The sequence below is a fragment of the Pseudomonas sp. 01L34 genome, assembly GCF_056400265.1.
In genome coordinates, this window is sequence record NZ_JBFTSX010000002.1 from 253,491 (window position 1) to 265,923 (window position 12,433).

The window sequence follows — 12,433 nt, forward strand, 5'->3', positions numbered from 1 at the left end:
AATCACGTGTTGGACGGTGATTGCGGCGTATCAGGATTGAGTTGCTGACGCCTGAATTGCCCTGGAGGCTGGCCGTGGATCTGGCGGAAGCGTCGCGAAAAATAAGCCTCGTCAGCGAAACCGCACAACCTTGCCACCTCCCCCACTGGTCGTGTCCCATTGAGCAAATAATTGCGTGCCGCGTGCATCCTGCGCTCGAGCACCAGCTCAGTGAAGGTCTTGCCGATTTCCTTGCGCAACCAGTGCGTCAGGTATGTCGGTGACAGGTAAGTCGCAGCAGCCACCTTGATCAGGTTGAGGTCGGGATCGGCAATGTTCTTGCGCAAGTATTCGGACATCCTGCTCAGCGCATCGCGTCGGCTGACTTCGGCGGCATTCTCTTCGGCCAACCGTTTGAGCGGCTCGGCATACAAGGCACAAACGCTCCCCACCAGTTGCAGCAACAACCCCTTGAGCATCTCGCGAGTGCCGAACTGACGGTTTTCATCGAGCACGCGCATCTGTTCGATCAGGGCACAGACTTTGCTGAAATCTTCATCGGACAGAATGAAATCCAGATGCTCCTGAAAGCGGAACGGCGACAACTCGGGTGCCAGCAGAATCGAGACTTCCTCCAGGTCCATCGGGTCGCACTGCAAATGCGGCAACAGGAAGGTCTGGGAAAAGTTGATCACCATGAAATTGCTGTCGGCCGGATGCGGAATCACGTGCACGCGATGCGGCAGGATGAAGGCCAGCGTGTTGCGCGGAAACGGCCGCTCGACGTTGCCGATGTGCTGCACGGTATCGCCACCGAGGTTGACCTGGATCTGGAAATACTCATGGCGATGCGGGCTGGTTTCGGCGCGCCGGCCCTTTTTGTCGCGGATGTAAAAGTCCGTCAATTCGCTGCGTTGCTGCATGACGTAAGTGGGTACTCGACTCGGTGACGACATCGCCTGAGGATCCTCGACAGGTACATGGACAGGTTGTCGTCGCGCCGCGACGCAGGCGGCGACCGCAGTGATTGTGAAGGCAGACACCGCTGGCTTCAACATGTCATAGGATGACAATGAAACACAGAGAACTAATTGTATCCGTGTGTGATGTGTCGCCTGTCCAAAAAAATAAGAGCACACAAAAATATTTAATCCTTTAAAAACATCAACTTATTAAGTGAATAAAGCATAACGAAGGAAATGAGCCGATTTGATTTCTCTTGGACACCTGCATGAATAACCTTTTACAGGAGAAAAAACGATCTAACGCCTCCGTTGATTTTGAGAGGTTGTACGACCACTGTAACAACCAATGCAGCCCGACCCTTCCAAAAACAATCAAAAGGTGCGCTCGTGATGAACCTGCTTTTTTCCCTCGCCAACCCTCCCCCGACCGAGCCAGTCCGAAGGCGTATCTGAGCGCCTGACAGTAGCTGTCCGCGCCCTCATTCAAGTAGCGATTGCCCTGCCCCGGCACTGGGGGCATCGGCTTCGGCTGCGCGCGAACATCTCGATTCTCCTAACAATAAAAAGGTCTACTCATGTCGAATTCGCAAACCTCCCCGTCCACCGCGCCGTCGGTGAGCGCCGGCGCCCGGGACGCCCTGTTGCCTCAGCGACTACCGACGCGGCGGCGCTGGTTCATGCTGTCATTGCTGCTGATTGCGACCATCATCAACTACATCGACCGCGTAAATATCTCGATTGCCGCACCGTTCATGGCCAAGGACCTGGGCCTGGACAAGATCGAAATGGGCCTGATTTTTTCCGCGTTTGCCTGGACCTACGCACTCGCCCTGGTCCCCGCCGGGTTCATCGCCGATCGCTTCGGTTCCCGGTTCACCTACGGGGTGTCGCTGATCAGTTGGTCGACGGTCACCGTGTGCCAAGGCTTTGCCACTGGGTTCGCTTCGCTGTTCGGGCTGCGCCTGGCTGTCGGCGCCATGGAAGCTCCAGCGTTTCCGGCCAACAGCCGAGCGGTCACAGTGTGGTTCCCAGCCCGCGAACGGGGCCTGGCCAGCAGCATTTACGTGTGCGGCCAGTATCTGGGCACGGCATTGTTTACCGGCATGCTGTTATGGCTGGCCACGACCTATGACTGGCGCCATGTTTTCTACAGCACCGGGATACTCGGCATTGTGTTTGGTGTGATCTGGCTCTACGTGTACCGCGATCCGCTGAGCTGCAAGAACGTCAGCCAGGAAGAACTGAAGTACATCGAAGCCGGGGGCGGACTGGTCAAGAGCAGTCAGGAGCGCACCCGGTTCAACTGGCGGCAGATCGCCGAGCTGTTCAGCTATCGGCAGATCTGGGCGATTTGCATCGGCAAGTTCGCCAGCACCTCGGCGTTGTACTTCTTCCTGACCTGGTTCCCGACGTACCTGATCGAAGAACGCAAGCTGACCATGATCAAGGCCGGGGTCTTCGCCGTGCTGCCGTTCGTAGGTGCAACGGTCGGCATTCTGCTGGCCGGCATCGTCTCTGACTTGCTGATCCGTCGTGGTTACTCAATGTCCTTCGCTCGCAAGTTGCCATTGGTGGTCGGCTCAATGCTGGGGATGTCGATCGTGCTGGTGAATTTCACCGACTCGAACGTGATCTGCATTGCAGTGCTGACCATGGCCTTCTTCGCCCAGGGAATCGCTTCGTCGTCGTGGGCGGCCGTATCGGAAGTCGCGCCCAAGGAACTGATCGGCCTGACCGGCGGGGTCACCAGCCTGGCCGCCAACATCGGCGGGATCGTCACCCCGATCGTGATTGGCGGCATCGTCCACGCGACAGGCTCGTTTGCCTACGCCTTCTGGTTCATTGGCGGCGTGGCGCTGATGGGGACCTTGTCCTATTCGTTGCTGCTCGGTCGCTTGTATCGCATCGAACTCAAGGCGCGCTGAGCCAAGAAACCGTTTTTCTCCAACACGAGGCGGCTTTCGTCCAACTTTGCAAAAGATTGCCGCCGTACGCTGACGCTTCAAACAGGACGACAACAAAAATGACGATGACCGAGTACGTGTTTACCCCGGACCTGCCCGTGACCTTGCCGGTTGCCGCCAGCCAGCAACGCTTTCCCGTTGGCCGAGTATTTTGCGTCGGCCGCAACTACCCTTGGCCAGACACCCAAGGCCAGTCCCGCCAGCCGCCGGTGTTCTTCATGAAACCGGCGAGTAACGTGGTGGATGCGACGGGCGAAGTGACTTTCCCGCCATTGACCGAAGAGTTTGTCCACGAAATCGAATTGGTCGTGGCCATCGGCGAAGGCGGCGCCAATATTCCGGAGAGTCAGGCGCTGGCCTATGTCTGGGGCTATGCCGTCGGCCTTGACCTGACCCGCCGTGATGTCCAGCGTGCGGCCAAAAGCAATGGCTTGCCGTGGGAAGGTGCCAAGGTGTTCGACGGCGCCGCGCCGATGACCGCCATCGTGCCGGTGACTCGTGCCGGACACCCGGACGGTGATTTGTGGCTGAACGTCAACGGCGAAGAGCGCCAACGCGACAGCCTCGACAGCCAGATCTGGTCGGTCAGTGAAATCATCAGCCGCATCTCGCAATCGGTAGCGCTACGGGCCGGTGACTTGATCATGACCGGCAGCCCGGCGGGCGTCGATGTGCTGCAACCGGGCGACATCATCAATGCCGGGATCGACGGCATCGGCCAACTGGAAATGCGCGTCGGTCAGCGACCTTGAACCCGACGTACGCTCTCGTGAATTGAAAAAAGGAGATAACAACATGTCCAGTCCTTTGAAAGTGGCCCTGGTCACCGGCGCCGGCAGCGGAATCGGCCGCGCCGTGGCGCTGGCTCTGATGGCAGACGGATTCACCCTGGTGTTGGCCGGTCGCCGAGCGGAGCCTTTGCAGGCCTTGGTCGAATTGGCGCTCAGCGAAGGACACGAAGCGTTGGCGGTGCCCACTGATGTGCGCGACCCGGCCAGCGTCGATGCGCTGTTTGCCACCATCACCGAGGTATACGGACGCCTCGACGTGGTGTTCAACAACGCCGGGGTCAACGCCCCTGCAGTGCCGCTCGATGAGCTGACGTTCGAGCAGTGGCGAAACGTGATCGACACCAACCTCAACGGCGTTTTCCTCTGCGCCCGTGGTGCCTTCGCACTGATGCGCCGGCAACAGCCACAGGGCGGACGCATCATCAATAACGGCTCGATCTCGGCGCATACCCCACGCCCCTTCAGCAGCGCCTACACCGCCAGCAAACATGCGGTGCTGGGGCTGACCAAATCCCTGGCCCTGGACGGGCGCGAATTCAACATCGCCTGCAGCCAGATCGACATCGGCAACGCCTTGACCGAAATGTCGGTGCGCATGACCAAAGGCGTGCGCCAGGCCAACGGCACCATCGCCGTGGAGCCGATGGTGGACGTCAAACATGTGGCCGATGCCGTGCGCTACATCGCCGGCCTGCCGCTGGAAGCGAACGTCCTGAACATGACCGTCATGGCCACTGCCATGCCGTTTGCCGGTCGCGGTTGAACCGGTCTTTTTATTCCGCTACACGAGGTTTACATGAAGCCAGAAGTCTTGCAGCTCAGCCCGATCCTGATCCCTGAAATCAACGCGCGGCTCGATGAGCTGTTTACCGTCAGACCTTACTTCCAGCAGGCCGACAAGCAGGCTTATTTGCAGGAACACGGCGCGAACATTCGCGGGGTGATCACCGGCGGGCATACCGGAATCAGCCAGGCGCTGATGGCGCAACTACCGAAACTGGAAGTGGTGGCGGTCAACGGCGTGGGTACCGATGCGGTGGATCTGGCTTACGCCCGGGATCGCGGAATCCGCGTAACGGCAACCATCGGAGCGCTGACCGAAGATGTCGCCGACCTGGCCATCGGCTTGTTGATTGCCGTGTGCCGGGGTCTGTGCACCAGTGATCGTTATGTGCGTTCGGGCCAATGGCCCCATAGCCCGACGCCGTTGGCTCCGTTGCCGTTGGCACGTCAGGTGTCGGGCATGCGCATCGGCATCGTCGGCATGGGCCGGGTCGGCCGTGCCGTGGCGACCCGGGCCGCGGCGTTCGGCTGCCCGATCAGTTACACCGATCTGCAGCCGATGAGCGACGTGAACCACACGTTCATCGCCGATCTGAAGCAGCTGGCCAGCTACAGTGATGCACTGATTCTCGCGGCCGCTGCCGACAAGGCTGAAGCCATCATCAATGCCGAGGTGCTGCACGCACTGGGCAAGGACGGGTATCTGATCAACGTGGCGCGCGGCAAGTTGGTCAACGAGGTCGATCTGGTGACGGCACTGGCCGCTGGAGAGATCGCGGGTGCGGCAATGGATGTGTTTGTCGATGAGCCGAACGTACCCGAAGCACTGTTTGGTAACGAGAACGTGGTGCTGCAGCCCCATCGCGCCAGTGCGACGCTGCAGACTCGCACGCGAATGGGAGAGATGGTGGTGGCGAGCCTGGTGGACAGTTTCGCCGGGAGAATACCGCAGGGGTCTGTGACTGACTGAACGTTGGCCGCCGAGGAGACGTTGCGTCCCCTCGGCGGTTCGGTGTCAGGTAAACAGCCACGTCGACGCCCACTAAAGCAGCACGCTATGGCCTACGGCTAAAGCTCTGTGGTTTGGTGAACATCGAGAGGACGAGGTGGCGTCCTATCCACCAGGCTTGCTTGCTTATTGGCTGGTTCAGTTTTCCCCGCATGGTCGGGACGGATCTTGAACCAGATGGAGTACATCGCTGGCAGGAACACCAGCGTCATGATGGTTCCGACGAACGTGCCTCCGATCAGCGTGTAGGCCAGCGTCCCCCAGAAGACGGAGTGTGTCAGGGGAATGAATGCCAGGATCGCCGCCAGCGCTGTCAGCAGTACCGGGCGGGCACGTTGGACCGTGGCTTCGACCACCGCGTGAAACGGATCCAGCCCTTCTTGGGCGTTGTGATGGATTTGCCCAATCAGAATCAGCGTATTGCGCATCAAAATGCCTGAAAGGGCGATTAGACCTACCAGAGCGTTGATACCAAACGGCTGCTGGAAGATAAGCAGTGTCGGCACCACACCAATCAACCCCAGTGGCGAGGTGAGGAACACCATGACCATCGCCGAGATCGAACGTACCTGCAGAATAATGATCAGCAGCGTCATGGCAATCATGATCGGGAACAGCGGCAACATCGCTTTACCGGCTTTGCCCGACTCCTCGATTGCACCCGCCTGCTCGATCCGGTACCCGTCAGGCAGCTGGTCGATGACCGGCTGCAGCTCTTTCATGATCACGCTCGAGACGTCCGGTGGCTGCAGGCCTTCGGCAATGTCACCGCGCACGGTAATGGTCGGCGTGCGGTCACGACGTCGGAGGATCGGATCCTCCATACGAACATCGACCTCTCCCACCTGAGACAGCGGAATCCGCTGACCCGCCGTGCCCACCAGCGTAAAACCTTCTATCTTGGCGGGATCGAGCCGGATATCACCCGCAGCACGACCAACCACCTGCACCGAGCGAATGTCCTCACGAACTGCGGTGATCGGTACTCCGGCCAACAGGAATTGCAGTTGCTGCGCGACTGAGTTTGACGTCAACCCCACCGCCTCCAAGCGATCCTGATCCAGGGCGAAATGCAGCGTCGGCGTCAGTGGCCCCCAGTCAGTGTTGACGGTTCTCATCATCGGGCTCGACTGCATCACGTCCTGTACCTGGCTCGCGATCTCGCGCAATTTTGACGGATCAGGCCCCATCACCCGATAGGCAACAGGGAACGGCGAATACGGACCAAATACAAGCTGAGTCACCCTGACACGCGCTTCTGGGGCAAGTCCCTCAGCAGCGGCTTCGCGGAGACGGAACTTGAGGGCCTCGCGCTCCTCCTGGCTGTCCGTCAGCACCACAATCTTCGCGAACGATGGATCAGGGAGTTCCGGCGCCATCGCCAGATAGAAACGCGGCGCGCCTTGCCCGATATAGGCCGTGACGATTTTTGCCTCACCCTGCTTTTGCAGCCAGGCCTCTATCTTGGCGGTGGTGGCGCTGGTCTGCTCAATGGAGGTTCCATAAGGCATTTGCACTTCAATCAATACCTCTGGACGGTCCGAGGTAGGGAAGAACTGTTTCTTGACCAGGCTCATGCCGAGAATCGCCACGCCAAACATTGCGATAACAGTACCGGCTACCAGCCATTTGCGAGCGATGACACGCGTCAATACCTGGCGGAAGCGGTTGTAATTTCGGGTGTTGTAGATGGCCGCATGACCACCCTCCACCTTCTTGATGTTCGGCAACATCTTCACACCCAGGTACGGGGTAAAAGCTACCGCAACCACCCAAGAGGCAATCAGGGCAATGCCCACGATCCAGAACATGTTGCTGGTGTACTCGCCGGCTGTCGACTGCGCGAAACCGTTGGGCATAAAGCCGATAGCCGTCACCAGCGTACCGGAAAGCATCGGCGCGGCTGTATGACTCCAGGCGTACGCGGAAGCTTTGATGCGGTCGTAGCCCTCTTCCATTTTCACCACCATCATTTCGATAGCAATGATGGCGTCGTCCACCAACAGTCCGAGCGCCAGAATCAACGAGCCAAGGGTGATACGGTCAAAGTTCTTTCCAGTGGCCGCCATCACCACAAACACCACAGCCAACGTCAACGGCACAGCCGCAGCGACCACAACGCCTACACGCCAGCCCATGCTGAGAAAGCAGACGAGCATCACCACAAGCAGCGCGACGAAAAACTTGACCATGAACTCGCCGACGGCCGAACTGATATTTACAGATTGATCGGTGACCTTGGAGAGCGTCATGCCCAACGGCATGCCTTCATTGATCTTGACCGTCTCCGCGTCCAGCGCCTTGCCCAGGTCAAGACCGTTCCAACCCTCACGCATCACGATCCCCAGCAACAAGGCCTCTTCACCGTTATTACGCACGAGAAAGGTTGCCGGATCTTCATAACCACGTTCGATCGTCGCCACGTCCGAGAGCTTCAGCGTCCGCCCCTGAACCGCAATGGGTGTGTCACGAATCTTCTGCACCTTATCGAAGGCGCCATCCAGCCGAAGAAAAACCTGCGGCCCGTCGCTTTCGATCGAGCCGGCAGGCGTGAGCACGTTCTGATTATTCAGCGCGGCAAAGATGTCCTGAGGCGATACGCCCAAGGTGGCCAGCCGATCATGGGAAAAGGAAACAAAGATGCGCTCGGGTTGCTCCCCAATGATGTTGACCTTCTTCACGCCCGGCACATGCAACAGTTGTTGGCGCAACGACTCTGCATCACGCACCAACAGTCGCTGCGGTTCGCCTTTGGCTTTCAGGGCGAACAGTGCAAATGTCACGTCCGAAAACTCGTCGTTGACCATTGGCCCGATGACACCCGCCGGCAGCTTCCTGGCCTCATCGTCGAGCTTTTTACGCGCCTGATAGAACTCCTCCTGCACCTGCGCGGGCGGCGTGCTATCGCGCAGTGACACCATGGTGAAGGCGAGGCCAGGACGGGTGTAGGTTTCCGTGCGGTCGTACCATTTCAGTTCTTGCAGGCGCTTTTCAAGTGGCTCTGCTACCTGATCCTGCATCTCCTGCGCCGTGGCGCCCGGCCACGCGGTAATGACCGTCAACTGCTTGACCGTAAACGGAGGATCTTCCGCACGCCCCAGCTGGAAGAACGACAGGATGCCCGCAACGGCGATCAGGAAGATCAGAAACACCGTGATGGAGCGCTCGCGAACGGCGATCGCGGAGAGATTGAAGCGCCCCTCGCTCATGGATGACTCCCTGCGACCTTGACGCCATCCGGTTGAGCCAGCCTCACCTCCTCACCATCGCGCAGCAGATGCGCGCCTAACGCTACAATCTGCTCGCCGACCTTGAGATCGCCTGCGACTCGCGCTGCGTCGTCGCTCAAGCCCAAGACTTGAACAGGTCGCCAGGCCACCTTCGCAGGTGTACCGGCAATGACCCACACGCCAGTGCCTTGGCCTGGGTCATAAACGGCAGCGATCGGCACTTGTAGCCCCTGCCCTTGCGTGGCGCCTTCAGCGATCCGAAGCGTGACGGTCGAACCTAGCGGTGCATTGGCCAGCGCGCCCTCAAGCACATACCGCGCCTCGAAGGTGCGTGTCATTCGGTCGGCCGAGTCAGAAAGCAACCTCAGCTTCGCTGTAACAGCACCCGTGGTATTGCCATAAAGCGTCGCCTGCGCGGTGGATCCTGCTGCGGGGCGTAGCGTCTCGGGCAGATGCACGATGGCTTCACGTTGCCCCGCCCGCGCCAGTCGAACCACGGGCTGTCCCGGGCTGACGACTTGTCCGGGCTCGGCGAGCGTCTCCACCACTACGCCGTCGGAATCCGCAAACAGCACCGCATAACCAGAAGCATTGCGGGCTACATCAGCCTGCGCTTCAGCGGCGCTGAGCTGCGCCTTTGCGGTATCCGCTGCGGCTTTGATCTGGTCGTAAGCCGATGCGGAAATAGCGCCTGCGGCGACCAGGTCGCGATATCGCGCCTCGTCATCTGCAGTCTGCTTGGCTCGGGCCCGAGCGGCGATGACCGACTCTTGCTGTGCTCGCGCCTGCAACCCCAGGTCGATTGGGTCGAGACGCATGAGTGGCTGACCGCGCTTAACGGTCTGACCGGTGTCAACCAGACGCTCAAGCACCTTGCCTGATACCCGGAAGCCCAGGTCGCCCTGGACGCGGGCAGCCACGACGCCCGTGAAAGAACGTGAGACGTCGGACGAACCCTGAACCGCAGAGGACCTCACCAGAGGGGCATGCGTGCGTGGATCTTCAACGGTGGATGAGTCGCCACACGCCGTCAGGACGAGAGGCAACAAGCAAGCGGCAATGGGGACAGGTCGAAGCCGGCGCATAGGTTCCCTTACTTAAACAAATAGGACTGGCGCTTCATTCTCAGTCTAGTGACTATATCTGTCAATGGTCACGATTCATGAAGTACTGCCCCCCATGATCCCAGCACTAGCGTTGCCGAATACTGCTGGCCAACCTCGAGCTCAGTCCAAAGAGCGTCGATTGACAGATAGTGACCATAACGTAATATGGTCACAAACATCCTCAATTGAAGGTACCTCAATGCCTCCCCTCCGCCCCATTGCTCTCTTGGTGAGTGCCAGCTTGATGACAGGTTGCGCGGTCGGTCCGGACTATCACCGTCCGGACGCCCCACTGTCGGACCATTACTTGGGGCAGTCTTCTGTCGAACAGAGGCCTGGGGCGACGCCGGCCAGTCTTGTCGCCTGGTGGGAAGGCTTTGGTGATCCGCTGTTAGCCGACTTCGTCTCCAAGGCACTTGAGCAGAACCTGGATCTGGCGCAGGCGTCGGCGCGAGTCACGCAGGCACGGGCCGGACTGGGCGCCGCAAATGCCGCTTTACTGCCCTCGGGGAACATCAGCGGACAGGCCGCGCGCTCCTACCAGTCAATCGAGACTCCGCTCGGCCAGGTGTTGAACTCAACGCCTGGCTATGACCGGTACGGAAGTTCCTACGAGGCCAACCTCGATGCCAGCTGGGAGGTAGATGTCTTTGGCGGATTGCGCCGCGGACGCGAGGCTGCTCTGGCTGAGTACCAGGCTTCCCAGGCGGGCGTCGCTGCCACACGATTGGCCGTCGCTGCACAGACCGCCGATGTCTACATCACTATCCGCGGACTGCAGACCCGGCTGGACATTGCGAACCGACAAGTCAAAACACAGCGAGAGCTACTAGAGAAAGTCCAGTTGCTCTACAGCAAGGGGCTCGCCGCCAACTATCAGGTTCGCCAGGCCGAAGGGGCGCTATCGCAGGTCCAGGCGACAGTGCCGGTCCTGCAGACCGGTCTCGATGCTGCCATGAATGCGCTGGATGTCATGCTCGGCACGCCGCCAGGCACTCACCGCACACAACTGGCCAGTGCGGGGAGCATTCCTGTAGCGCCGCAGTTAAAGGCGATGGGAACGCCGGCCGATTTGCTGCGCCGCAGGCCAGACCTCATTGTGGCTGAGCGCCGTCTTGCGGCTTCAAACGCACGCATCGGGGAGGCGATTGCTGAGTACTACCCGAAATTCTCCCTCAGCGCATTGCTGGGTAGTGCTACGGCTGTATCCGCAGGCAATCTTTTCACCAGCGGCGCCAGCCAGTCGGCGGGCGTATTGGGACTGCGCTGGAGACTCTTCGACTTCGGTCGCATAAACGCCCAAATCGACCAAGCCAAGGGACAGGAAGCCGAAACCCTGGCCGCTTACCGTCAGTCCGTGCTGCGCGCCACCGAGGATGTGGAGAACGCGCTCTCCTCCCTGGTGAATCGGGAAGCTCAAGCAACCACCCTCACCGGGGGAGAGGCGTCTCTGACACAGGCTCGCCAATCGTCGTTCATTGCCTATGAGAAAGGCACGGCCAGCCTGATCGACGTCCTGCACGCCGACGAGACGATGCTGCAGGCTTCCGATGCCCGGGCACAAGCACGAACGGAATCAGCACGGGCGGCGGTCGCGGCATTCAAGGCCCTCGGTGGTGGCTGGCAGCCTCCTGAAGCCCAGCCTGTTGCGACACGATGATTTAACCAGGTGATGTAGCACTTGATGCACGCACCTCCCCCCTCTTTCAGCTACTACCCAATCCGAGAGTGGGTTCGCTCACCGACTGACGCGGTCAGCAGCCAATTGCTCAATAGAAACCAACCGGAGTAAAGCGAAATGAAGTCGAACGAAAATTCCTGGGTACTCATCACCGGCGCATCAAGCGGATTTGGCGAGGAGTTTGCCCGGCAATATGCAGCGCAGGGAAAATCGCTCGTTCTGGTAGCAAGAAGGCTGAGCAAGCTCGAAGCGCTATCGGCGCAGTTGCGCGAACGCTTCGGCGTTGATGTGATCGTCGAACAAGTAGACCTGTCCTCGATCCCGGCGATCATCGGACTGCATGAGCGACTCAGCGAACGCAATATAGTGATCGATGTGCTCATCAACAATGCGGGTCATGGATTGCAGGGGCCTTTCCTGGATCAACCTCTGGATGAGTCCCTGACCATGATTGATTTGGATATCGCCAGCCTGACAGCCCTGACACGCCTTTTCGCGGCCGACATGCGAGCCCGCAAACGTGGGCACATCCTGATGGTCGCCAGCTTGCTGTCCTTCCAGGGCGTGAAGAATTTCGCCGTTTACTCTGCCGCGAAAGCCTATGTTCTTCGCTTCTCTGATGCGCTTCATCGCGAACTGAAAAATGACGGCGTCGTCGTTACCGCACTGTGCCCAGGAATGTCGGATACCGGATTTGCAGAAAGCGCCAAGCAAAAGATCACGCCGGTCTTGAAAAGGGTGATGATGCAGCCCCAACCCGTCGTACGTGCAGGAATCCGTGCGCTGCAAGCCGGACGCATGAGCGTGGTGCCGGGTTTTGGCAACAAGGCCATTACTGTCTTGACTTGGGCCACGCCTCGTCGGTTTCATCAGGGCCTTATGGCGCAGGTGATGGGAGTCTGAGGGGGCGACAAAGAGGCCTTTT

General features: G+C 59.5%; 9 protein-coding genes. 6 read left to right on the forward strand and 3 right to left on the reverse strand.

The genetic code is table 11. The features are described from left to right. Positions 1-2: 2 nt before the first annotated feature. Positions 3-935, reverse strand: a complete 933-nt coding sequence (locus AC1DQM_RS05565) for a helix-turn-helix transcriptional regulator (protein WP_026286543.1) — start codon at positions 933-935, stop codon at positions 3-5. A gap of 584 nt (positions 936-1,519) precedes the next feature. On the opposite strand from AC1DQM_RS05565, the gene AC1DQM_RS05570 reads away from it, so the two are divergent. The 4 genes from AC1DQM_RS05570 to AC1DQM_RS05585 all read left to right on the forward strand — a co-directional run bounded on the left by AC1DQM_RS05570 (position 1,520) and on the right by AC1DQM_RS05585 (position 5,452). Next, the gene (locus AC1DQM_RS05570) at positions 1,520-2,869 is read left to right on the forward strand and encodes an MFS transporter (RefSeq protein ID WP_019649133.1); all 1,350 of its coding nucleotides are present in this window, start codon (positions 1,520-1,522) and stop codon (positions 2,867-2,869) included. Between the two features lie 98 nt (positions 2,870-2,967). Further along, complete coding sequence (locus tag AC1DQM_RS05575; RefSeq protein ID WP_138867309.1) at positions 2,968-3,660, forward strand: fumarylacetoacetate hydrolase family protein; 693 nt, start codon at positions 2,968-2,970, stop codon at positions 3,658-3,660. A gap of 43 nt (positions 3,661-3,703) precedes the next feature. Beyond that, entirely contained in the window at positions 3,704-4,462 is a 759-nt protein-coding gene (locus AC1DQM_RS05580; RefSeq protein WP_138867308.1) for an SDR family oxidoreductase, read from the forward strand. 33 nt (positions 4,463-4,495) lie between these two features. Then, the gene (locus AC1DQM_RS05585) at positions 4,496-5,452 is read left to right on the forward strand and encodes a 2-hydroxyacid dehydrogenase (RefSeq protein WP_138867307.1); all 957 of its coding nucleotides are present in this window, start codon (positions 4,496-4,498) and stop codon (positions 5,450-5,452) included. Between the two features lie 98 nt (positions 5,453-5,550). Here the strand turns inward: AC1DQM_RS05585 and AC1DQM_RS05590 are convergent, their stop codons facing one another. Then, entirely contained in the window at positions 5,551-8,700 is a 3,150-nt protein-coding gene (locus AC1DQM_RS05590) for an efflux RND transporter permease subunit (protein ID WP_138867306.1), read from the reverse strand. After that, complete coding sequence (locus AC1DQM_RS05595) at positions 8,697-9,806, reverse strand: efflux RND transporter periplasmic adaptor subunit (protein WP_138867305.1); 1,110 nt, start codon at positions 9,804-9,806, stop codon at positions 8,697-8,699. The genes AC1DQM_RS05590 and AC1DQM_RS05595 overlap by 4 nt, the downstream gene beginning before the upstream one ends. Before the next feature lie 220 nt (positions 9,807-10,026). Between AC1DQM_RS05595 and AC1DQM_RS05600 the strand changes: the two genes are divergently transcribed. Both AC1DQM_RS05600 and AC1DQM_RS05605 read left to right on the forward strand, forming a co-directional pair. After that, a complete protein-coding gene (locus AC1DQM_RS05600; protein ID WP_138867304.1) occupies positions 10,027-11,487 on the forward strand; it encodes an efflux transporter outer membrane subunit in 1,461 nt (486 codons plus the stop codon). A 138-nt stretch (positions 11,488-11,625) separates the two neighbouring features. After that, positions 11,626-12,411, forward strand: coding sequence for an SDR family NAD(P)-dependent oxidoreductase (locus AC1DQM_RS05605; protein ID WP_138867303.1), 786 nt, complete (start codon positions 11,626-11,628; stop codon positions 12,409-12,411). Positions 12,412-12,433 lie beyond the last annotated feature (22 nt).

What these genes read in the sequence shown, in the direction of transcription:
- AC1DQM_RS05565 (WP_026286543.1), bottom strand. Translation starts at nt 935, where the DNA reads ATGTCGTCACCGAGTCGAGTACCCACTTACGTCATGCAGCAACGCAGC.
- AC1DQM_RS05570 (WP_019649133.1), top strand. Translation starts at nt 1,520, where the DNA reads ATGTCGAATTCGCAAACCTCCCCGTCCACCGCGCCGTCGGTGAGCGCC.
- AC1DQM_RS05575 (WP_138867309.1), top strand. Translation starts at nt 2,968, where the DNA reads ATGACGATGACCGAGTACGTGTTTACCCCGGACCTGCCCGTGACCTTG.
- AC1DQM_RS05580 (WP_138867308.1), top strand. Translation starts at nt 3,704, where the DNA reads ATGTCCAGTCCTTTGAAAGTGGCCCTGGTCACCGGCGCCGGCAGCGGA.
- AC1DQM_RS05585 (WP_138867307.1), top strand. Translation starts at nt 4,496, where the DNA reads ATGAAGCCAGAAGTCTTGCAGCTCAGCCCGATCCTGATCCCTGAAATC.
- AC1DQM_RS05590 (WP_138867306.1), bottom strand. Translation starts at nt 8,700, where the DNA reads ATGAGCGAGGGGCGCTTCAATCTCTCCGCGATCGCCGTTCGCGAGCGC.
- AC1DQM_RS05595 (WP_138867305.1), bottom strand. Translation starts at nt 9,806, where the DNA reads ATGCGCCGGCTTCGACCTGTCCCCATTGCCGCTTGCTTGTTGCCTCTC.
- AC1DQM_RS05600 (WP_138867304.1), top strand. Translation starts at nt 10,027, where the DNA reads ATGCCTCCCCTCCGCCCCATTGCTCTCTTGGTGAGTGCCAGCTTGATG.
- AC1DQM_RS05605 (WP_138867303.1), top strand. Translation starts at nt 11,626, where the DNA reads ATGAAGTCGAACGAAAATTCCTGGGTACTCATCACCGGCGCATCAAGC.